Origin of the sequence: Ralstonia flaminis, from assembly GCF_958415495.1 — a bacterium.
Taxonomy (GTDB): domain Bacteria; phylum Pseudomonadota; class Gammaproteobacteria; order Burkholderiales; family Burkholderiaceae; genus Ralstonia; species Ralstonia flaminis.
In genome coordinates, this window is record NZ_CATZLL010000024.1 from 13,203 (window position 1) to 34,941 (window position 21,739).

At 62.3% G+C, this 21,739-nt stretch carries 26 protein-coding genes; 1 reads left to right on the forward strand and 25 read right to left on the reverse strand.

What is annotated here, in order from left to right:
* Complete coding sequence (locus R2N11_RS25380) at positions 1-375, forward strand: hypothetical protein (RefSeq protein WP_316682840.1); 375 nt, start codon at positions 1-3, stop codon at positions 373-375.
* Between the two features lie 77 nt (positions 376-452).
* Here the strand turns inward: R2N11_RS25380 and R2N11_RS25385 are convergent, their stop codons facing one another.
* The 25 genes from R2N11_RS25385 to R2N11_RS25505 form a co-directional block, all read right to left on the reverse strand.
* Entirely contained in the window at positions 453-1,586 is a 1,134-nt protein-coding gene (locus tag R2N11_RS25385; RefSeq protein ID WP_316682841.1) for a tetratricopeptide repeat protein, read from the reverse strand.
* A gap of 28 nt (positions 1,587-1,614) precedes the next feature.
* Complete coding sequence (locus R2N11_RS25390) at positions 1,615-2,436, reverse strand: sigma-70 family RNA polymerase sigma factor (RefSeq protein ID WP_316682842.1); 822 nt, start codon at positions 2,434-2,436, stop codon at positions 1,615-1,617.
* Positions 2,437-2,444: 8 nt separating this feature from the next.
* On the reverse strand, positions 2,445-3,386 hold the full coding sequence (fliP, locus tag R2N11_RS25395; RefSeq protein WP_316682843.1) for a flagellar type III secretion system pore protein FliP: 942 nt from the start codon (positions 3,384-3,386) through the stop codon (positions 2,445-2,447).
* On the reverse strand, positions 3,383-3,760 hold the full coding sequence (locus tag R2N11_RS25400; RefSeq protein WP_316682844.1) for a flagellar biosynthetic protein FliO: 378 nt from the start codon (positions 3,758-3,760) through the stop codon (positions 3,383-3,385). The genes fliP and R2N11_RS25400 overlap by 4 nt, the downstream gene beginning before the upstream one ends.
* A 43-nt stretch (positions 3,761-3,803) precedes the next feature.
* On the reverse strand, positions 3,804-4,166 hold the full coding sequence (locus R2N11_RS25405; RefSeq protein WP_316682845.1) for a FliM/FliN family flagellar motor switch protein: 363 nt from the start codon (positions 4,164-4,166) through the stop codon (positions 3,804-3,806).
* A 5-nt stretch (positions 4,167-4,171) separates the two neighbouring features.
* Complete coding sequence (locus R2N11_RS25410) at positions 4,172-5,065, reverse strand: FliM/FliN family flagellar motor switch protein (RefSeq protein ID WP_316682846.1); 894 nt, start codon at positions 5,063-5,065, stop codon at positions 4,172-4,174.
* Positions 5,062-6,255: a flagellar hook protein FlgE gene (locus R2N11_RS25415; protein ID WP_316682847.1), complete on the reverse strand. Its 1,194-nt coding sequence runs from the start codon at positions 6,253-6,255 to the stop codon at positions 5,062-5,064. The genes R2N11_RS25410 and R2N11_RS25415 overlap by 4 nt, the downstream gene beginning before the upstream one ends.
* A gap of 27 nt (positions 6,256-6,282) precedes the next feature.
* Entirely contained in the window at positions 6,283-6,678 is a 396-nt protein-coding gene (locus tag R2N11_RS25420; RefSeq protein WP_316682848.1) for a flagellar hook capping FlgD N-terminal domain-containing protein, read from the reverse strand.
* Positions 6,662-7,408 (reverse strand): hypothetical protein, encoded by a 747-nt coding sequence (locus tag R2N11_RS25425; protein ID WP_316682849.1) that lies wholly within the window; start codon positions 7,406-7,408, stop codon positions 6,662-6,664. The genes R2N11_RS25420 and R2N11_RS25425 overlap by 17 nt, the downstream gene beginning before the upstream one ends.
* Entirely contained in the window at positions 7,405-7,890 is a 486-nt protein-coding gene (locus R2N11_RS25430; RefSeq protein WP_316682850.1) for a hypothetical protein, read from the reverse strand. Before R2N11_RS25430 ends, R2N11_RS25425 begins: the two co-directional genes overlap by 4 nt.
* Positions 7,883-9,313, reverse strand: coding sequence for a FliI/YscN family ATPase (locus R2N11_RS25435; RefSeq protein WP_316682851.1), 1,431 nt, complete (start codon positions 9,311-9,313; stop codon positions 7,883-7,885). Before R2N11_RS25435 ends, R2N11_RS25430 begins: the two co-directional genes overlap by 8 nt.
* A gap of 5 nt (positions 9,314-9,318) precedes the next feature.
* Entirely contained in the window at positions 9,319-10,122 is an 804-nt protein-coding gene (locus R2N11_RS25440; RefSeq protein WP_316682852.1) for a FliH/SctL family protein, read from the reverse strand.
* Positions 10,119-10,745, reverse strand: a complete 627-nt coding sequence (locus R2N11_RS25445; RefSeq protein ID WP_316682853.1) for a hypothetical protein — start codon at positions 10,743-10,745, stop codon at positions 10,119-10,121. The genes R2N11_RS25440 and R2N11_RS25445 overlap by 4 nt, the downstream gene beginning before the upstream one ends.
* Entirely contained in the window at positions 10,742-12,193 is a 1,452-nt protein-coding gene (fliF, locus tag R2N11_RS25450) for a flagellar basal-body MS-ring/collar protein FliF (RefSeq protein ID WP_316682854.1), read from the reverse strand. The genes R2N11_RS25445 and fliF overlap by 4 nt, the downstream gene beginning before the upstream one ends.
* Positions 12,194-12,241: 48 nt before the next feature.
* Positions 12,242-12,577: a flagellar hook-basal body complex protein FliE gene (fliE, locus tag R2N11_RS25455; RefSeq protein ID WP_316682855.1), complete on the reverse strand. Its 336-nt coding sequence runs from the start codon at positions 12,575-12,577 to the stop codon at positions 12,242-12,244.
* On the reverse strand, positions 12,574-13,029 hold the full coding sequence (gene flgC / locus R2N11_RS25460; protein ID WP_316682856.1) for a flagellar basal body rod protein FlgC: 456 nt from the start codon (positions 13,027-13,029) through the stop codon (positions 12,574-12,576). The genes fliE and flgC overlap by 4 nt, the downstream gene beginning before the upstream one ends.
* Positions 13,030-13,040: 11 nt before the next feature.
* Positions 13,041-13,421 (reverse strand): flagellar basal body rod protein FlgB, encoded by a 381-nt coding sequence (gene flgB / locus R2N11_RS25465; protein WP_316682857.1) that lies wholly within the window; start codon positions 13,419-13,421, stop codon positions 13,041-13,043.
* A 38-nt stretch (positions 13,422-13,459) separates the two neighbouring features.
* Positions 13,460-14,536, reverse strand: coding sequence for a flagellar basal body P-ring protein FlgI (locus tag R2N11_RS25470; RefSeq protein WP_316682858.1), 1,077 nt, complete (start codon positions 14,534-14,536; stop codon positions 13,460-13,462).
* Between the two features lie 86 nt (positions 14,537-14,622).
* Positions 14,623-15,228 carry a flagellar basal body L-ring protein FlgH gene (locus R2N11_RS25475; protein WP_316682859.1) on the reverse strand — a complete coding sequence of 202 codons (606 nt, stop codon included), beginning with the start codon at positions 15,226-15,228 and terminating at the stop codon, positions 14,623-14,625.
* Between the two features lie 17 nt (positions 15,229-15,245).
* Positions 15,246-16,190, reverse strand: a complete 945-nt coding sequence (gene flgA, locus R2N11_RS25480; protein ID WP_316682860.1) for a flagellar basal body P-ring formation chaperone FlgA — start codon at positions 16,188-16,190, stop codon at positions 15,246-15,248.
* A gap of 41 nt (positions 16,191-16,231) precedes the next feature.
* Positions 16,232-17,026 (reverse strand): flagellar basal-body rod protein FlgG, encoded by a 795-nt coding sequence (flgG, locus tag R2N11_RS25485; RefSeq protein ID WP_316682861.1) that lies wholly within the window; start codon positions 17,024-17,026, stop codon positions 16,232-16,234.
* A gap of 43 nt (positions 17,027-17,069) precedes the next feature.
* Positions 17,070-17,801 (reverse strand): flagellar hook-basal body protein, encoded by a 732-nt coding sequence (locus tag R2N11_RS25490; RefSeq protein ID WP_316682862.1) that lies wholly within the window; start codon positions 17,799-17,801, stop codon positions 17,070-17,072.
* Positions 17,802-17,820: 19 nt separating this feature from the next.
* Positions 17,821-19,863: a flagellar biosynthesis protein FlhA gene (gene flhA, locus R2N11_RS25495; RefSeq protein ID WP_316682863.1), complete on the reverse strand. Its 2,043-nt coding sequence runs from the start codon at positions 19,861-19,863 to the stop codon at positions 17,821-17,823.
* Entirely contained in the window at positions 19,860-20,960 is a 1,101-nt protein-coding gene (locus R2N11_RS25500; protein WP_316682864.1) for an EscU/YscU/HrcU family type III secretion system export apparatus switch protein, read from the reverse strand. The genes flhA and R2N11_RS25500 overlap by 4 nt, the downstream gene beginning before the upstream one ends.
* Complete coding sequence (locus R2N11_RS25505; RefSeq protein ID WP_488281385.1) at positions 20,960-21,730, reverse strand: flagellar biosynthetic protein FliR; 771 nt, start codon at positions 21,728-21,730, stop codon at positions 20,960-20,962. The genes R2N11_RS25500 and R2N11_RS25505 overlap by 1 nt, the downstream gene beginning before the upstream one ends.
* Positions 21,731-21,739 lie beyond the last annotated feature (9 nt).

Genomic DNA, 21,739 nt, shown 5'->3' on the forward strand with positions numbered 1-21,739 from the left:
ATGACACAGATCGACGGCGCGAGTCGCCTCGCCGCAATGATTCGCGCAGAGGTTGCCTCGCTGGGCAATCGCCGTACAAGCGCATCTGGCACGCGCAAGGAAGCGCTCAAACGTGATGCCACGCGTGGCGCTGGGCAGGATGTGGATCTGGCCGCCGTCATCGCACGGCGGGTTGCGGCCATCGACCCGGACGACGCCGAGCGTGGCCGCAAAGCTTTTCGCGTCTTTCTGGAATCCGTGCTGCTTGCCGAGTTTGGCGAGGCGCTCATGAACGACGCGCACTTCTATCAGCTCGTTGACGACGTTCAGAAGCAAATGGAAGCCGACCCGGAGATTGCGGCGGCCATCAAAGAAGCGACTCGCCTGCTGATCTAGAACGCAAAAACGGGCCCGCATGAACGGGCCGTCGTTTTTTACCTCAGTGCCAATGCAACCTTGAAGGCCGGCAGAGCTCAACCTGCTGTCGTACCGCCAACAGCGCCAAACCGACGCGCGAGCAGTTGCGTTGCAAGACGCTGAATCGATTCAACATCGCTGACTTCACCCGCCAATATCGCGCTGGCATATTGCGTGGCCAAACCATTGCCATCGAGGCCGCGCGCACGCGCGATCTCGCCCTCCGCCAGTTCTCGCTGGCCCAGGAATGCATACGCCACGGCAAGGCCGCCATGGCTCTCCCCGAAGTTGCGATCCAGCGCCACCGCTTGCCCGAACGCTTGTACCGCAGCGTCCATGTCGCGGCGCACGATGTGGGTCCAACCCAGGCCATTCCAGGTACCCACGTGCGCGGGCATGAACCGGACAGCCTGATGGAAGGCAAAGAGCGCAGCTTCCAGCTGAAAGTCCAGCAATTCCGCAAACCCCAGCGCCGACCAGGCGCGGCCGTCCTCCGCATGGACACTCAGCGCGCGCCGCAGCAGCTCTCTGGCTTGCGCTGCATCACGAAGTGCCAGCGCAACGCTGCCCGCCGCGACCAGCGCCTCCAACTGCTGCCCGTTGTTCTGTAGCGCGGCGCCCGCCCATGCCTGCGTAGCATCCATCTCACCGAGATCCAGTGCCGCCAAGCTCGCAACACCCATCGCATCCGGCGCCAGCGCCCCATTCACAGCCTGCGCATGCGTCCATTCGATGGCTTGCTTAAGCTCTCCGGCCTGATGAAGCGTACGCAGCCAAAGCACCTGCAACGCCGGCGACGCGGCCGCCTGCTCAGACAGCATGCGTGGTGCAAGCCTGTCGCGGGCCGCCGCAAAGTCGCCTTCACGAAACACCGTATAGGCAATATCGTGCTCGATCGCCTCCTTGGCCTCGGCGGAAAGGTCTGGCGCCATCTGCAGAGCCTCCAGTCGCGCCCGGGCATCGGCCCAATGGCGCATCGCCATGTCGATTCGGCTCTCGCGGAATTCCACAATGGACCCAGTGACACCCAGTGCCTGCGCGTGCCTCAAGTGAAACCGTGCACGCTGCCACTCGCCTGCGGCAAAGGCGGCATCAAATGCCTCTTCAAGCAACGTCAGGTTGTTGGGGTCTTCACGCAGATACTGCTCAAGGCGTGTCAGGCGGTCTGCGGCGGTCGTGTCGTTTGCCATGGTTTTCGTGTTCTGGTCTGATGCTGCGTTACCACGCAACATCGGAGGGATGATGGGACTGCAAGGACTTGCGCAACTTCTCCAGCGCGGCACGGTGGATCTGCGCAACCCGCCCCTTGGTCACGCCAAGCGTGCCTGCTATCTCTTCGAAGCTGATCTCTTGCAGGTAGTGTGAGCGAATGACCGTCTGTTCCTGCGTCGAAAGCGTGCCGATGAAATAGCGCAACCGCTGCTGCAGTTGCCGAAACTCGATGCTCCCATAGTACTGAGGCGCAGGCGCACTGGCGAGTGAATCGCTCTCTATCAGGCCGGTGCCCTCCAGGAGAAACGTCAACGCCATGCCGATCCCGACCTCGGCAAGGTAGCGGAACGGCGCAGCCTTGGCAGCACGGCTGCCTTCGTTCGCCTGCGCTTCTTCCGCACTGTCTCGCGCAGCGTCCTTGATCTCCTTCATCCGCTCCTGTCGCAAGCGCATTCGCAGCGCAATCTGCTGCTGCTTCTCCGTCATGCGCTCCAGGCCGTTCAAGATGGCCCCATGCATTCGCCGCGAAGCAAACGTCTTGAACTGCGCACCTCGGTCCTCCGCGTAGCGATCTACGGATTCCACGAGGCCGACAATAGCGAACTGGCGGTACTCGTCAAACTCGATCTCGTCATGAATGCGGCGCGCATAGTAGGTTGCAGCAACGGTATGCGCATACGGCAGATAGTGCCGAATCAGTGCGTCGCGGTCTTCCGCACGCTGATGCTCGCGAAACTGTTGCCAGAGCGTTGCCTCGTCGCCCTGCGCAACCGCCGCGTGCTGCGGTGGCTCGTCTTCCATGCCGTCTTCGCTGATGATCGGTGCCATGTCGCGACTCAGTGGAATGAACCCACCAGGGCTTTCAACAAGACACTCCAACCGTCGATGAGGATGAACATGAGGATCTTCAACGGCAGCGCGATCGTCATCGGCGGCATCATCATCATGCCCAGCGCCATGAGAATGCTGGAGACGATCAGATCGATCAGCAGGAACGGCAGGAAGACGACGAAACCAATCTGGAAGGCAGCACGCAACTCAGAGAGCATGAACGCTGGGATCAGCTGAACGTTGCTGATGTCCTCCATGGTTTCGGGCTTCTTGGCCTTCGACAATTCCACCATCAGCGCCAAATCCTGCTCGCGCGTCTGCCGCACCATGAACTCGCGCATCGGCCCACTGGCTCGCTCGTAGGCCTGCTCAACATTGATACGCCCTTGCATAAACGGCTGTACGGATTCGGTATTCACCGTTTGCAGCACCGGCGCCATCGTGAAGAGGGTCAGAAACAGCGCCAACCCGATCAGGGCGGTATTCGGGGGCGTCTCCGGCATCCCCATTGCGTGGCGCAGCATGGACAGGACGATGATGATCCGCAGGAATGCCGTCAGGCAGATCAGCATTGCTGGCAGCACGGCCAGTACCGTCAGCCCGATCACGGCCCGCAGCGCAAACGTGGTTTCGCCCGGCGAGATGCGGATCTCGGGCGCGCGAGCCACCGCTCCTCCTTGGACCGGTGCAGCACTGACACGATTGGCCGACCGCGCCGGCACCTGCGCACGCTTGGGAGCCGGCGCTTCCGAAACCGTTGACTCGGTGCGCTCAATCGCAATCGAGCCTGCCGGCGTCACCGCACTGGCAGGCGCATCGTCGCCCAGCAGCGTCACCACGGGTTCTGCCTGTGCGTCCGATGCGGCCGCCATCGCAGGGCCTGCAAAGGCCATTGCCAACAGCATCACCAGCCAAAGCAGGCGCACGCGCCCTGACAGCATCGTCATCGCTGCGCGCCCTCCGCCTCGGGGGCACCACCGGCCGGGCGCGTCTGTAGCACAGTCACCTGGCCCGCCGCGTTCGTCGAGACAAGAACCTGGCCGCCGTCCCACTCCACAACGTGCAGTCGCACATTGGGCGTCATGCTCGTTGAAGCGGACACGGCGATGTGTTTGCCCGCGGGGCTTGGTGTTGACTGTCGGCCCAGCGCACGTGCGAGCCACGTCCATTGCGTTTGCCGACGACTTGCCACCCACAGCACGGCAACCGTTGCCACGAGCAACAGCAGAATGGCCGCGCCAGCGCTTGTGGAAACGGGATCCTCTTCCTGCCGGAACGGCAACGGCGCAGGAGTCGACGCGAACGCCACCGAGGACGACATACCAGAACCCTCGGCAGAGACCGGTTTTGCTGATTGCGGCATCTCAGGGCACCAAGGGCATGGGCAGTTCTGTGAGACGCACAGCGAAGCTCTCTCCCACCGCTACCAGCAAGCCCCGGGCGACGACTTTGCCGTCGAGCCGGATGTCGACCGGCTGGTCGACCGCGCGGTCCAGGCGCAGCACGTGCCCGTCTTTCGCTGCCAGCAGCTCTCCGACCGTCAACTCGACCTCGCCGACGCAGACTTCGAGCCGAGCCCTCACGGCCAACAGCGGGCTGGTCGACTGCAACACCGCGCCACCGCCCGATACATGCTGCGTTAGCGGCTCATACGCCAAGGTCTGGACGGTGACAGGCCCTTCTCCGCTGGCCGGTGCGCCAACGTGGGATAACTCTTGTTTGGACATGATGATCAGGTTTTGGATGAAGCGGCGGTCTTGTCAATGACCGCCTGGAGTTGAATGCCTTTGGCGTTGTCGACCGCACCTAGATGGCCCACGGCGAGGCACGTGTTGCCCCGACCGGCCTGAAGCAGAAACAGCTTGGTCGGCTCATGCAACGGTTGGGGGACTGTCACCACGTCACCTGCCCGTAATGTCATCAGTGCTTTCAGATCCAGGTCGATCTCTGCCAGGCGGGCAGCCATGCGCAGCGGCTGGCGACCCAGTGCGTCAAAAACGGGCGTGAGCGCACGTGCAGGCTGCGCCGCCGCGCGCGTATTGGTACGCGTCGGGATCCATTCGCGCGCGCGTGTCGGCTCCAGATGCAATGGCAAATCCACGGCAGTGGCGCCTCGTACAGTAAGCACGCCGGTAATTGCACCAGACCATGGCAGACGCTGCTTCGACGGAAAATCCGCGGCCACGAGAGCGGTCTCTGTCACAACTTCTGTCTCTGGGTGCTCACCGCCAAGCGCCTCGCACAACGCTCCCCATGCCTTGGCAGCAACCTGCGCCGACATGGATCCCGCGGTGTCCAGGCTTACCGTGCGGCCGAGTGCATCCTCGGCGCCGAAGAGTGCACGGCGCAGCATCACCCGCGGGGATTCAGCGCCTGCCATCCAGATGTCGCGACAGCGGTCAGTCGTGGCGGCCAGATTCGACCATGCGTTGAATGGCAACTCCAGAACCCGTGGCTCTGCTTCGCACGCATTGGTCAGTGCCCCCAGCGACAGCTCCAGCCCCCACGCCAGACCGAAGCTTGCGAGCTTCGTATCCAGCCGCTCACGCAGAGAACCCAGATCTTCCGGTGCCCACCAGACCAGCGAGCGCGCAGGCGAGTTGGCGTCGTTGCGCAACGCCGTCATGCCTTGCCCTTCATCGAATACAGTTCCTGGATCATGTCGTTGGCCGTGGAGATGACCTGCGACGATGCCTGGTAGCCGCGCTGCATGATCACCAGGTCACTGAACTCCTGTGAGAGGTTGACGTTGGAAATCTCCACCGTCGAAGCCTTGACGCCACCAAATGCTTCAGTGTTGGCCGCGCCGGTGTGCCAGTGCGCATCGTTCGTTGAACGAAACAGGTTGTTGCCTACCGATTCGACCGCGTCTGCGGTATCGAAGCGGCCGAGCAGCAGTCGGTCTCCCTTCTTGGTTTGCCCATTGGAATAAGTCAGAACGACAAAGCCATCGGTATCGAAGCTGACGTTCGACAACGTGCCAGAACCAAAACCGTCCTGGCCGGATGCGGCTAATGTCGACAAATTGCCGGACGCAAACGAGGTCACGTCCTTGCTGAAGTCCAGCGCAACCGTCATTGGCGACTGCCCAGGCGGCGTGTAGTCGAACTTCACCTGAGAAGACGCAGCGTCTGGCTTGCCGTCCTTGAACAGCAACGTTCCGGAGCCGACGGCAGTCGTGCCGTCCAGGATCGATAAGGTCCAGCTCCCGGGGTTGGTCGCGCTGCCGTTGGTGAACTTGACCGACAGCGTATGTTGCGTACCAGTGCTGTCATAGACGTTGACACTGCCTACGGTCTGCTCGGTCGCCGTGCTGGACAGGTTGCCTGAAAACTTGACCGTGCCCGTGGGCTTGGGCGGCGACGCGCGCGAGCCATCCAGCGAGACGATCCCGGCATTACCGTCGGCGTCGATACCAAACACCTTCAACCCACCCACGCGCGTGACCAGCAAGCCCGCGTCGTTGAACTGAAACTGACCAGAACGGGTGTAGCGTACGTTACCGTCAGCATCCTGCACGGTGAACATGCCCAGCCCATCCACCGCCACATCCATGGCATTGCCGGTCTGGCGCAGTTCGCCAGGATTGAAGTTCAGCGCGGTGCCATGCGTGGCAAGGCCAAACCCCTTGCCGTGCTGCATTCCGGGCGAGCCAGCGTCGCCGCTGGTGGAGTCGCTGTAAACAAGGTCGCCAAATTGCAGCGTCGAGCTCTTGAAGCCCGGCGTGTTCATGTTGGCCGTGTTGTTGGCAATCACCTTCAGCCCTTGGGAATATCCCATCAAGCCGGTCATGCCAAGATAGATTGAGTCGAGCATGGTGCACTCCCCTTTAGCGACTGGTCGTTAGCGGATCGTGTTGATCTGCGACAGGCTGATACCCGACAGCGCGGTACCGCTGGTTGTCGTGATAGTCAGTTGCGGTGAACCGCTTGCCAACGACAGCGACGACACCGTGCCGACCGCCGTACCCGACTGCGTCTTCACCTCCACCGTCTTGCCGATCAGCCCCACCGATTGCAGCGAGGATTGGCTTGAGAGCAGCGTATCGAGCTTGGTATTGATCTGCTGTGTCTGCTCGAGCGACGTGAACTGCGCGATCTGCGCCATGAACTCTTGGTTGTCCATGGGCTTGAGCGGGTCCTGATACGTCAGTTGCGTCAACAATATCTTCAGGAAATCCTGCAGCCCGATGGACCCCGACTGCAGGCTCGTGCTGCCAACACTATCGACCGTTGCCATTGCGTTCCCCCTCGATGGGATAGTTGACCTGCGGCGCCTGCTCGGCGCCTAGGGTCAGGTTTCCGTTCCATGATTTGCCGTTGCAGGTGATGTCGGCCAACCCAATGCCGCGCGCGGCCAGGCGCTGGCGCACATAGGCAACCGCCTGCGCAATCTGCTCTGGATTGGCCTGCGCAGCACCGATCCAGAGATGGCCACCCGCCTCGCTGATCTCCAGATGCAGACGCATCGGCACCGCACCTTCTGCTTCGAAATCTGCACCCTGGAGGAGCACGCCTTGCGCAATGCGACCTTCTGCGGGCGACCGTACCGCCGTCACCACCGCATCTCGCGTGGACGATGCCATCGGCTTCACCGATTGATCAACGTATCCCCCGAACCCGGTTGGCACGGACCATTCCTGCCGTTGGGCCTGCATGCCAGCGGAATCCGTGCTCGCGGCGAGGTCCAGGCGAAGCGCCTGCATTGCCAGCTGCCGAGATGCGGTCAACGTGCCGTCGGTCGGTGACTGGCGCCCCGGCGCCTCCACCGCCATTGAACGCGGTGCCACAGCTGGCTCCGTAAGAGGACGGCCGCTATAGTGGGTCGCTCCTTGAAACCAGTCCTGCGTCTGGGCACGCTCCATTTCCCGCTGCCATGCCGCAACGTCACCAGCGGAGGGCAATGTGGCCTCTGTCCCCCGCGGGGCATCGGCCTTGTCCGGCAGCAAGCCATACGGCAGCGGCTTCATGCCTCATCTCCATTGCCCGACGTTGGAGCGTTGGTGCGCTGCCATGCCTGGCGCGCTGTCCAATCGTCATCGGCCTCAACCGCCGCGTCACGCGCGCACGTTTCGGCATACGCTCGGCGGCTATCTTCGCGATGCTGCGCAAGCAGTTCCACAGCGCGGTGTGCTTGGCCTAGTGCAACCTGTGCCTGTTCCCTCGCTTCGCTACGGACGCGCACTTGTCGTGCGCTTTCCTCGAGCTGTGTGTGTGCCTTGCCGAGATAACGCAAGGCGTGCGCCCGTTGCATGATATCCACGGACACGCCCTCGCCCGAAGCCATCGCGGCAACTGCGGCCGCGTGATCCGCTTCCAGCTGGGCATGACGATCGCGCTCCACCGTCAGCGCGGTGGTGGCCTCTGTGAGTGCGCGCGTGGCGGCGTCCAATTGCCAGTTGGAGCGGTTGAGCACCGGCTCCAGACCGTAGCGAAATCCTCGGCTATCCATGTGCGCCCCCGGTGCTGACGCTCGCCGGCTTGATGCCCGTAGGCGCAAACGACGCAGCCGGTCGCGAAGGTTGCGCCGGCTGCCGAGAGGCCGGCGGCACACTCTGCGGCGAAGGAGCGACCTGCGACAGCAGCTCCCTCAGCGCCTGCAGCGACGCTTCCCGCGCCTCGCCCCCCTCTACCTGAGATAGGAACGCACGCAAGGTAGGTTCAAGTGCCAGCGCTGCATCAAGCTCTGCGTTGGCACCGGGTTCATACGCACCAATGTCCACCAGTTGCCGGTTGCGCTCGAGAATCGAGAGCTGCTTGACTGTTGCAGTGGCCAAGGCGCGCGTTTGTGCATCCGTCAATTCAGACATCAGCCGGCTGGCACTCTGCAACACGTCGATGGCCGGATACTGGCCGCGATGCGCCAGCGCGCGTGACAGCACGATATGGCCATCCAGGGTTGCACGCAGCGTGTCTGCGATAGGCTCATTCATGTCGTCGCCTTCCACGAGCACCGTCAACAGCGCGGTGATACTGCCGCCGCTGCTTGCGGTACCGCAGCGTTCACACAGTTGCGGTAGCTCTGCGAAAACAGACGGGGTGTATCCGCGCGCCGTCGGCGGCTCACCAGCAGACAGTCCGATCTCTCGCCGGGCCATGGCCAAGCGGGTGATCGAATCCATGGTCAACAGGACCTGCTTGCCCGCGTCGCGAAACGACTCCGCAATGGCCACAGCGGCATACGCGGCATGTAAGCGTGCCAGCGCCGGCTGGTCCGATGTGGCCACCACCACCACCGAGCGCTTCAACCCGTCCTGGTCAAGCTGCTTCTCGATGAACTCCCGCACCTCTCGGCCGCGCTCCCCGATCAGTGCAATGACGTTGATGTCTGCCTTCACATGGCGAGCGATCATCCCAAGCAGCGTGCTCTTACCCACACCGCTGCCGGCGAAGATACCCATGCGCTGCCCTTGCCCCAGCGTCAGCAGCGTATCGATGCTGCGCACACCGGTTTCCAGCACACGATCAATCCGGGGGCGATCCATCGGATTGAGCGGCGTGGCATGCAATGGCCTACGTTCTGCGCAGACGGGCCGCGGCTGTCCATCAAGTGGCTCTCCGAAACCATCGATGACACGGCCCAGCAGCGCGTCACCCACGCCAATGCTGGCCGTACGCCCCATCGCCACAACCTTGCTGCCGGCCCCCAGGCCAACCGCTGATGCATAAGGCATGAGCGTCACGGCGCCCGGGCGCACGCCCACAATCTCGGCCATCACGGGCGCCCCGCCACGCCGGGGCGTGATCGCGCAAATCTCGCCAATCACGGCATCCGGCCCCTCGGACTCGATCACCAGGCCGGAAAGCGCACGCACCGTGCCCGTCCGCTCAGTCAGCAAGGTATGCGCAGTGGCTCGACGCACTGCTGCCAGCATGCCGCTCACGACGCGCCCCCCTGGGTTGGGGCGGCCGCGTTCCCCCTGTCACCACGTACCTCGGATGCCGCTTTGCGCCATGCATTTCCCAGGTTACGCAATTGCACCTCAAGTCGACCATCCAGCGTACCCGTTGCCGTATCGACGACACATCCACCCACGGCAATCGTCTCGTCAGCAACCCAGCTGATACCCGGAAAGCCCTGACACACTGCTTGCAAATCGGCACCGGTTTGCAACGTCGCAAGATCGTCTGGGCGCATGCGCACACTCAGTACAGGCTTGCCGGCAAGCTCACTCAAAACCCTGTCAACAACGGAGCGCACCGCTGCGGGGCTCGCCGCCGCGTCGCCAACGACACGGCAGACCGCCTCAAACGCAAGGCCGATTGCCTGCTCTTCCATGTTGCGCAGGGCGCTGGTCAAGCTCTGCTGCATCTGCTCGAGCACACGCCGCGTCACGGCGGCATGCTCAGCAAGCGCGGCATCGATGCGCTTACGCTCACTGTCTCGAGCGGTTGCCGCCTCAGCCTGGACCGCATCCACCGCCTGTTGAGTTGCCTGTTCAACCTTTTTTGCGGCGTCCACCAATCCCTCCTGGAGGCCGCGCTCGTAGCCCTCCGCAAAGCCGCGCGAAACAGCCTCGGCGGCCTCCCGCGCTTGCGCCGTCAGGACACCGCCCGCCTCCTCCGCAACGCCAACCGCCATCGGAGCCGGAACGGGCGCAGACGCCCGTTGCCGGACGAGCGCGCGCGGGGCGTCTTCCAGCGCAACAGAACGCAGCACATGAGAGATCGGTCGCTGGCTCATGCCTGGGCCTTTCTCGAGAATGATCTGAGCAGCTCTGCCACACCCCAGGAGGCACGGCGCCTCGCCTGTGCAGTGGGTCGCACCCGGTGTTCTGTGCTCTGCGGATGCGCCATGGCAACGCCAGCGAGCGTGGCTTCCAGTACCGCGACGTCACGTGCTTTGCCGGGCAATGCGCCGAAAGTCATCGAGACCTCCGCAATACGGCGCGCCCGAGCGGGGCCAAGCCGCTGCATGACTTCCGCTCGCCACGGCCACGCCGAGATTGCCATCAGGGTGACGGCAAATATCGGAGGCTCCTGTCGCAACACCTCGACCATCGCGTCGGGCGACAGCGCCGCCACCTGAGCCATCAGTTGGCCCTGCGTAGGGTCGGTCGCAGGCTTCGGCGCATGGGTAGCCGATGTCGCTGTCACCATCGTCGTCGCAGCGAGCAGCGCGCGATCTCTCGGCAAACCAAGCACGGCAAGCTCATCCAGCAGGGCCAGTAGCTGCACACACGCGTGTTCAGGCAACTGACCGAGCATCCACACGCGGTCTGCAGCGGTCATCGCATGCAGCGCCAACGCGGTGTGGCGAAGTCCATCTTCGCCCTCTGTTCGGACGAAATCTGGCGCCGCGCTCATGCACGACCTCCATCGCCCACACTGTCGGCCTTGCTCGGCGCCCGCAACCAGCTCTGCATCTGTGCCAGCATTGCCGCACGCTCTGCGTCGCTCATGCCGGGCGTCTCGGGTTCAGTTTTCTTCCGCCCACGGCCGAACCACCATCCCACGACAAGACACAAGGCAGCCATCAGAAGCATCGGCACCCCGTAACCCGAGACGATTGCGCGAGGGCTGCTCAGTCTCGGCCCGGTCGCAACCGATAACGGGGCGACATCCGCCGACGGCGTTGCCGGCATCTGGCCCGTTGGCGTGACAACATTGCCGCCATAGGTGCCCATCGTTTGCACCAGCACCACGTCGCCCCGCTCCGGCACGATCCCGGTCGCCGTCGCCACCAGGGCCTTCGCGTGTTCGATCTGCTCCGATGACAGTTGGGGCTTGATCACGGCCAGCACCTGCATCCGCTTCACGGACCCCGGCTGGCCGACAACCTGCTCCACCCGTTTGCCGACCTGGTAGTCAACCTCGCGCTGCGTGCTGCCACTTGCTGCGTCGCGTGCACCCAGCGGCAACCCACCATCATGGCTGCTTTCGCGCTCTCGCACGACCACGCCTGTCAGGGCCTGGTTGCCTCGACCGGGCGTACCCACCACATCCTCCGTGGTAATGCGCACCGCGTCCATGTTCAGCGTGACATCGACGCTTGCAATCGCCTGCCCCGCACCAAAGGTTTTCTCGAGCACCTCGGTGGCCTTTTTAGCCAACGCGTTCTCGGTATCCCGCTTCAGGTCCAGCCTTGCGGAGCCATCGCCACCTGCCCCCGCCTGTGCACTGCGCGTTAAGGCAATGCCCTGCTCATTGACGATCGTGACATCGTGACTGACGAGCCCCGGAACCGATGCCGCCACCAGCCGCTGAATGCCTGCCGTCTGCTCCGGAGTCAGCGTGTGACCATCCTTCAGGGCGATGGTCACCGATGCCTTTGGCTTGTTGTCCGCACGTTTGAACAGACCGTCCTCGGCCAAAGCGATATGAATCCGTGCCGACTTCACATCCGAAATCGATAGAATGGTCCGCGTCAATTCACCTTGCAGTGCACGCTGGTAGTTGACCTTCTGAGCGAACTCCGTCATCCCGAAATCACCGGCGTTGAACAGTTCGAATCCAACGCCGCCATGCAGCGGAAGCTCCTTGCCCATGAGCTTGAGACGCGTCTTGTGGACAACGTCCCCCTCGATCAGGATCGTGGCGCCTTCGTCCGCGAGACGATACGGCACCTTCATCCTGTCGAGCTCGGCCATCATCACGGATGCATCCTGCGGCGACAGACCAGAGAACAACACCTGCTCGTTTGCCCGAAACAGCCAGACGCCAGCGAGCGCTGTTGCTCCAACAATGGCCACCGCGCCGGCTATCAAGCCGATCCGGCGTGTTCCGGAAAGACCGGTCCAGAAATCCTTCAGCACATCACCCCCTGCTACTCATCCCCGCCTTCACTCTTGACGGACGCGCCGTCACACCTGCGTCCGCATGATGTCCTGATAGGACTCAAGTACACGATTGCGCACCTGTAACATCAACTGGAACGCGATCCTGCTTTCTTCCATCCGCACCATGACTTGATGCAGGCTCTGCACGTTCCCGATCGCGAGGTTCTGCATATCCTGTTGACTGGTCAGCAGCGCCTGGTTCACCTGTTCAAGACCGGCGCTCACCATGCCACCAAACGATGCGGTGGCGTCGCCCCGCACGGATGGCGCCGCCGCAGCTTCTGCCACGTTGGGCATGGTGGGATTGACCGCTTGCGAAGCGACGCCTGCAACGGCATCGAGTTGTGCAGCAATCGTCATTGCTTACCTCCGATTTCAAGTGCTTTCATGGCCATCGTGCGAGCCATTGTCATAGCGGCCACGTTGGCCTCGTAGGCACGTGTTGCAGACATCATCGTCATCATTTCCGTCGCGGTATCCACGCCCGGATACGATACGAACCCCTGTGCGTCTGCATAGGGGTGTCCCGGTTCGTAGGCACGGCGCACGGGCGCAAGACTTGGCTCGACCCGTGCCTGAGGCGCCGACAACGTACGCTCGATCATCGACGTGAATGTGCTTTCACCGGCGGTGACCGAAGCCGCAGCGAGCGGTGTATGCGCGTACGGCACCAACCGCATCGGCTGGAAAGTCGCCCCGCCAGAGCCAATGACGGTATTGGCGTTTGCCAGGTTCAACGTCGAGATATCCACACGCATGCGCTCGAGACTCATACCTGCTGCGCTCACCGCAAAAGATTGCTGGTAGTCCATGGTGTCCGTGCCTATCGTTTGCCGTCGGAGACAGCGCTGAACAGCACGGAAAAGTGCCGATCCAGTGCCGTCGTCAGCGCCTGGTACTGCAGCGCGTTGGCAGACATGGCCGCCATCTCCTGATCCGGTTGCACCGAGGTCATCACGCCGCTCGCATCCTGCGCGGGCTGCAGCGACATGCGAACCGCAAACATCGACGCTGGGTCCGCAGATATGGGAGGCCGGCGCGCAGCCATTTCGTCGATCTGCGCCGAGAACTGCAGCCGCATCGGCACATAGCCGGGTGTGTTGGCATTGGCAATGTTCGCCGCCAAAACCCTGTGCTGCAACGATGCCGCATCGAGTGCCAGCGACAGTGCCGCCGTGGTCACCCCTTCGATTCCTGGATTCACTTCTACCCCCTGTGCCTTTATTGTTGGATGGTCTCGCGTTACTGGACTACCAGTTCCGCATGCAGCGCGCCCGCTGCCTTGACGGCACGCAGGATCGAGATGATGTCCCGTGTGTTCGTCTTCATCTGGGCCAGTGCCTGGACGAGATCGGCAACCGTGTTGTTGGTTGCAGCCACGAAAGCAGGCGCATTGCGCTCGTCCACATCCACGTGCGAGTTGGAAACGATCGCGGTTTGTACGCCCGGACCGCCGTGGCCGATGTAGAACGGCTGCGACACCGTATTCTCGGTAGCGATCGAGATCTTCAGGTCGCCGTGCGAGATGGCAACCTTGGCGATACGCACATCCCCTCCGGCAACCACTGTGCCCGTCCGTTCGTTAATAACAACCTTGGCGCGCCGGTCAGGCTCGACCGTTACGTTCTCGACGCGCGAGAAGAACTGCACGGGATGATCGCGCAGCGATTCCGGAATCCGAATCTCAATGCCCGAAGCATCGCGCGCCTCCGCCAGCGGCGCGCCAAGCTGCGCGTTGATGGCGTTGGCGACGCGGTTGGCTGTCGTGTAGTCTGGTTCCGCCAATACGAATGTGATGTTCTTGCGCGCATCGACCATGTTGGCGCCGGTGCCCACCTCCACCGTGGCGCCCGCAGGCACCGAGCCAACCGTCGGATGATTCTTCTGCACAACGTTGCCGTTCGCATCGTAGCGGTACCCGCCCACAGACAACGGTCCCTGGGCCAGCGCATAGACACGGCCGTTGGGAGCCTTGAGCGGTGTCAGCAACAGCGTGCCGCCGACCAAGCTGCGCGCGTCACCGGCAGAAGTCACCGTGACGTCAAGCGTGTCACCCTCCCGCGCAAATGTCGGCAGCGCTGCAGTGACCATCACGACGGCCACGTTCCGGCTTTGCACCTGCTCCGGCGCAATTGTCATGTTGAACTGCGAGAAAACATTCGCCAGCGCCTGTTTTGTCGAGCGATTGGTGGGCGCATCGCCAGTGCCAGCCAAGCCCGTCACGATGCCGTAGCCAACCAGCGCATTCTCACGCCAGCCCTGAAGCTTGCCGAGATCCTTCACACGCACCGGCGCATCTGAGGCGGCGAGTGCCGACATTGCGTTGAGAAAAAGCGGTACGGCCGCAACGACCAACACTGCGCACCGCAGCCGCGTGCGCCAATGCTGAACAGTGAACATCCTCATCATAGCCCCAGGAAATCGAGCACTTTGCGCCACCACGCGCGCGTCTGCCGTTCGGACAAATCGCCCTCGCCTACGTAGGTAATTCGCGCATCGGCAATGCGCGTGGACAGCACGACATTGCCGTCCGAAATATCCAGTGGCCGGACGCGTCCTTCAAGGTTGATACGTTGCTGCTCTCCATTGATGACCAGCAACTGCTCACCGGCAACACGAAGGTCGCCACTGGGCAGCACCTCCTGCACGCGCACCGTCAGCAGCGCGAGAACCTTGCCCGCGCGGCTGGTCCGACCACCGCCATCAAAATCGCCAGCGACATTCAGATTGGCCGCGAGCGGCGCTGTGCGTGTCACGCTCAGGTTGCCCCCAATGTCGTTCTTGCGACGCGTGGCCGTGTCGGCGTTTGCCGCAGCCGACGCATTCTCATAGACCTGCACGGTGATGACGTCGTCCACGCGGAACGCCTTGTTGTCCGCCGTCAGGGGCCGGAAACGCTGCTCTGAGTACAGACTCTCGGCGCTGGCTACGGTACTGGTCAGCAGTAACCAGACTGCAAGCGCAGCAAAGCAACGGGATGTCAGGAAGGTATTACTCATGAAGTTGCTCAATCCACCTATAGTCTGCTTCACTGGCCCAACTCCACGGCCCCGTCTTCCATCACCTGGCCCCGAACGGGATATCTGCCAGCCAACATTCGAACCTGTACCGGACGCCCAGGCCATCCGTCCTGCAGTGCCTCGGCCCGGGTCTCCAGTGAAATCATGCCAACACGGCTGCGCAAGACCACGGTCTGTCCACGCGCGATCACAGGGATGGGCTGCATGGCCGCCTCCAACAGCGGCGCACCGGCCATAACACTGTGGCGGGCCCGCCAACCCTCCGGAATGGCGGCGACAGGCGCCGTACCGAGTTTGGTGACGTCGATCTCTCGCCGTTCGAAGTCAGCGGTGCGCAACGCATCACCGGCACGCACATCGTGACGAGCCACCCATGCGGCCTGATAAACATTGACGTCAAACGCCACCGAGACGACGCGCACAAACTCGCCGGCCACCCACACCTCAACCCAGACCACCATGCGAGGCGTCGGCAACTGGTTATCCGAGAGCTCGCGTACACGCAGGTCTACGTCGCCAGCAGGCACAGAAATGTCGTCGACGTTCTGGCCAGAAGACACTGAGAAACGCTCATAGCGGCCACGCAACCACGACTCCAGACGTTGACGTGCAGTCATCTGCAGTTGCGCGCCGAACAACGGCTGAACTGCACGTTCGATCCGCACGCGTTCCGCGCCATCCCATTCGACGGCGTCTCCCGTCAGTTCCAACCGCCTCTGCACGAAGCGCGCGATCGTCTTGGCGTCCAGCACGATCGACTCGCCCGGACGTGGCGCGGGGCCGATGGACAGAGCCATCAACTGCCGCAAGGTCTTCACATCGCGCGCACGTAGTTGCGCGACGTCATTCAACGTAACGTTTGCGCGCCTTACCTGAACATGCTCGTGCAAGGCGACATGTGCGCCGGGATCGGCGAATACGTGCGTCGGCACGCTGCCCATGACGACCAGCATGGCAACAACGAAGCGAGTGAGCCGCAACGGCGCGCAGGCAATCATCGACGAAGGTTGTTGATCATGCCGAGCATCTCATCGGATGCCTGCGCGATCTTGACGTTTGCTTCGTAAGCACGCTGAGCCACCATCAGGCTCACCATCTCGTCAACAAGCTTGACGTTGGACGACTCCACAAAACCCTGCTGGATTTGCGACGTACCGTCGTCACCGGCACGCATGGCTATCGGTTCACCTGCGTTCTCGTTGGTGCGATACAGGTTGTCACCCGCAGCCGTGATCGCACCCGCATTGGGAAACTTGACCAGCTCCAACTGCCCGACGTCGGTGGCCAAAGACTGACCGCTCACGCGCACCATCACATGTCCGTCCGCGGTAATCGTCATGTCGGTGGCATTCTCGGGGATCGCAATCCCCGGTTTCAGCGGATAGCCCGACAGCGTTGACAGCATGCCGTCTGCATTGACCTTCAGTGTGCCGCCACGCGTGAAGGCACGACTGCCATCCGGCATCTGCACCTCAATAAAACCCGCCCCTGCAATGGCGACATCGAACGGCGAGTCCGTCTTCTTCAGATCGCCGGTATCAAGAACACGTCCCATGCTGGCAATCCCCACACCAACCCCTAGACGTGACGCTGTGCCAAGCAATCCTGTAGTCGCGTCCGAGCTGGTCGCGACGGGCCGCATGGCATCCTGCGTGACGAGATCCGTAAAGCTGACCTTACCTTTCTTGAAGCCTGGCGTATTGACGTTTGCCAAGTTGTTGGCAATGGTGTCGACGTTGGTCTGCTGTGACTGCATGCCTGTGGCAGCAATATAGAGGGCGTCTAGCATTTGGTTTTGGGGCTTCTTCTGTCTTGTTGTGGGGCTGTTGGTGTCAGGCCTCGCCGAGCTTGCGGATCGCTTGGCCGATCATCTCGTCGTAGTTCTGCGTCATGCGCTGGACCGACTCCGCATGCCGCATGGTCTGAACCAGTTGCGTCATCTCCACCAACGAACTGACGTTGCTGTTCTCGAGGTAACCCTGACGAACGGTCTGCACGGTGTCCTGGGCGGGCGTCATACCTTCGCCCGGCGCCCAGAGCCCATCCCCAAGGCGGCGCAAAGACTTCGGGTCGGAAAAGGTCACCAACTTCAGTTGGCCAACGATATTGCCGGCCTCACGAACAACGCCAGCGCTGTCGACAACCGGATTGGGCGTGGTCAGTACGATCTCTCCGCCACGCCCCATCACCGGCTTGCCGCTCATCGTCACCAGCCGGCCCCGCGTGTCGACGCGGAACTCGCCGTTGCGGGTGTACGCAGGGCCAGACTCCGTCGCCACCTCAAAGAACTCGGGGCCGGTCAGGGCAAGTTGCAGACTCTGCCCGGTCGCTCGCAGGGTGCCCGGGCGGGTATCTGCCACAGTTGACTGTGTCGGTACGGAAGCGGCCATCCCCGCGTCCACCTGCGCGCCAAATGCCTGGGCTGTGCTCACCGCGGCACCGGCCCCCGCCACCTCACGCCGATAGCCCGGCGTTGACGCATTCGCGAGGTTGAGTGCGATGCGGTCCAGTCTGTTTGCATCCTGCTGCAATGCAGACAACGCGACGACAAGTGTTTGTTGCACGAGCGCTCTCCAGAATTCTCTATACGTTAACGACGCCAAACGACTTGAGCTCCACCGCGTGAGGCACCTCGGCCATGGAGATCACTCGCAGATGAGGGAGCACACGCTCCGTCAGGCTACGGATATGCCGCCGAAGCTCCGGCGAGCAAAGAATCACCGGCAGCAGATTGCTCTTCATCATCTTCTCAGCGTGGAACACCAGGCGTTGGATGAACTGCTCCGCGAGGCGCGGCTCCAACGCGAACTGCCCCGCTGCATCGCCGGTATGCAGGCCCTGCAAGAAACCTGCCTCCATCGCAGCATCCAGTGTCAGCACCTGCAACGCGCCTGCATCTCCAATCAACGCCTGGCAGATTGCATGCCCCAAGCGCTGACGCACCAGTTCGGTCAGCGCCAGGATGTCCTTTGTGCCGCGCCCTCCGTCTGCCAGCGTTTCGAGAATCGCCTCGATATGCCGGATGCTCACTTTCTCGCGCAGCAGATGCTGCAGGACTTTCTGCACATCCCCCAGCGTCAACACGGTTGGGATCAGCTCCTCCACCAGTCCGGGGTGGCTTTCCCGCACGCGTGCCAGAAGTCGCTCGGTGTCTGCCCGCGTCAGCAAAGTGGCCGATTCGCGCCGCAGGATCTCTGTCAAATGCGTCAGGAACACGGTCTGCGGATCGACCAAGGTGTACCGCGCAGCTGTGGCCGCATCGCGTTGTGTGTTCTCGATCCACAGCGCAGGCAGGCCATAGGTGGGGTCCTTTGTGACCTCACCTGGAATCGCACGGGTATCGCCCGATGGATGAATTGCCAGCAAGCGGTCCATCCGGGCTTCCGCCTTTGCCCGGACGACACCGTCCACATGGATCTCATACTGGTTCGGCCCCAGTCTCGTTCCCTCGCGAAACCGGACAGGCGGCAACACCAGGCCCAACTCCTGCGCGTGCTGCTTGCGAAACAGAAGAATCCTGTCCATGAACAAACCGCCTTCCTGCCCGACCAACGGCAACCACTGGGAGCCGACGTGGACCTCGATCGGTTCAACAGCGAGCGCTGCATACGTATCGCCATCACGCTCGGATTGCTGGTCGGGCTGTGGCGCCTCCGCCTTGGCATCCGCACGCTTGCCGCGAAACGCGAACACGGCGACGCCGAGCATGACGGCCAGCAGTGCAGCGACTGGAAACCATGGAATGCCCGGCAAGAGGAACAGCCCAACGAGTGCGCACGCCACCAGCAGCAGTGTCTTCGGAAGCGAGGTGATCTGACGTAGCACTTCCTGGCTCAGGTTGGTATCCGAGGCAGAGCGGGTCACGATAATGCCGGTGCCCACGGCAATCACCAGCGCGGGAACCTGCGTCACGATGCCATCACCAATGGTCAGCAGCGTGTAGGTCTGCAAGGCCTGGTCCCAGCGCATGCCGAACTGCATCGTACCGATCACCAAGCCGCCCACGATGTTGATGAGCATGATGATGATCCCCGCGATGGCATCACCTTTGACAAACTTGCTAGCGCCGTCCATCGCACCGTAGAACGCTGCTTCCTTTTCCAGGTTCTTGCGTCGCCGCTGCGCCTCCTCCTGATCGATGAACCCCATGTTCAGATCAGCATCGATGCTCATCTGCTGGCCCGGCATGCTGTCCAGGGTGAAGCGCGCCGCCACTTCCGAAACGCGCTGCGCACCGCTCGTCACGACCACGTACTGCACAACGATCAGAATCAGAAAGACGATGAGCCCGATCACGTAGTTGCCACCGACGACATACGACCCAATGGCCGCGATCACGCGCCCGGCATCAGCATCGGCAAGAATCAGCCGTGTTGCCGCGACGTTGAGCGACAGGCGAAACAACGTGGCGATCAGCAACAGCGACGGGAAGGTGGAAAACTCCACCGGCCGCGCCATGTAGAACGTCAGCAGCAGGATGAGAAAGGCAAACGAGAAGTTGGCCAGAATGAGGAAGTCCAGCATCCCGCGCGGAATGGGTGCGAAGAGCACCAGCAGGATGCCGAGGACGAGCGCGACCAGCACAACGTCCCCTTGCCGCATTAACAGACGTTGCAAGTTTGTCATGACACAACACCCTCGGCCGACGGGGCCGCAACAACGTGCCGCGAACGCTTCATCGCAAGCACCCAGACCATGATCTTCGCCACGTCGACATAGAGGGACGGCGGCACATGATGCCCGATATCGAGCTGCCGAAATAGCGCACGCGCAAGAGAACGGTTTTCTACGATGGGCACACCGTGGTCGCGCCCAACCCGGCGAATGGCCAAAGCCACCGCACCGGCACCCTTGGCGATGACGCGCGGCGATTCCATCTTGCCGTGCTGGTACTCGAGTGCGACAGCGAGGTGAGTCGGGTTGGCAATGATGACGTCGGCACCACCGGCCTTGCCGATCAAGGCGGAGCGTTTCGACATCTGCTGACGAATCTCGCGCTGACGCGCGCGAATGCGAGGATCGCCTTCCCTTTGCTTGTGCTCGTCCTTGACCTCACGCTTGCTCATGCGCATGCGCGTGGCGAACTGCCTGCGCATGAAGAGCCAGTCGACCGCTGCAATCAAGATCAGAATGGCGCCAACACGAAACCCAACGTCACCGATGTCGGCAACCATCGTTTCGATATAACGACGCGGTGACAATGCCGCCAGATGCTGGAACTGCGGCAACATGGCCTTCAACGCGTACCAGACAACGAGCGCGAGCAAGATCAATTTGATGCAGGAGCGCCCGGCCTGGAACAGCGTACGGATCGACAGCAACTGGCGCAGACCCTTAGCCGGATTCAGTCGGCTCCAATCCGGCTTCAGCGCCTTGGGAGCAAACAGCGGCCCCGTCTGCAACAGGTTGCCTGCAATGGCGGCCAGTACGATCGTGATCAGGAAAGGCAGCAAGACCACGAGAAGATGGCCGAGCATGGCTCCCGTCAAAGCCACCAACTCAACACCATCCTCGGCGCGAGCTGCTCGCTGGAGAACCGTGAGATCGAAACGAAACTCGCGCAGGATTCCATCCGTGCCCTTGGCGTGAAGCATGGCAATGGCGGTGACCAGCACTACGGCCGCGACCACTTCCGTGCTCTTCGGCACCTGCCCTTGTTCACGCGCACGCTGCAGCTTATAGGGCGAAGCTGCTTCGCTCTTGTCGAAATCCTCGTCAGCCATTACCGGAACAGTGCCTCCCAGCTACGGAACACTGCGGTGAAGATGCGACTGACATGCTCTCCTGCCCCGGTAAGCCAAGCAGCCAGCGCGCCCAACCCCACAATGACCTTGACCGGCATGCCCAGCGCGAACATGTTCATCTGCGGCAGATTGCGCGCCAGCATGACCAGCCCGAACTCGGTCAGCAGCAGGCACGCGACAACCGGGGCAACCAGCGCAAAGGCCAGCGTGAACACGCCGGCCACATGGCGCAGGACGACAGGAAGGCTGTCCGTCATTGCCCATGGCATGCCCATTGGAAAGTGCTCAAAGCTGTAGGCCAACGCTCGCAGCAGCGTGTGATGGACATCCAGAGAGAACAGGCACACGGCGGCGAGATAGCTCATTGTGCCGGTAAGAAGGGGCAGATTCTGGCGTGTAGCGGGATCGAACAACTGGCCGATGCCGAATCCGATTTGAATATCAAGGATGCGCCCCGCGACTGAGAACGTCGCAAACGCGAACAACACGCCCAGCCCAAGCACGACCCCCACCGAAAATTCGATCAGCGCTGCCGTAGTCAGCGCTGTCAAATCCACGGTGCCTCGATAGGCGGCAGATGGTATCGCCTCCACGAGCGCGGCAGAAAATCCGAGTACAAACAGCACCCGCACCATGAGCGGCACAGGCATGGCGCTGAGAATCGGCGTCATGGCAAAGACCATGCCGATGCGAATGCTCATCAGCAGCACAGATACGGCCCACGGTCCGTACCACGGAGAACCAACCATCGACGCCAC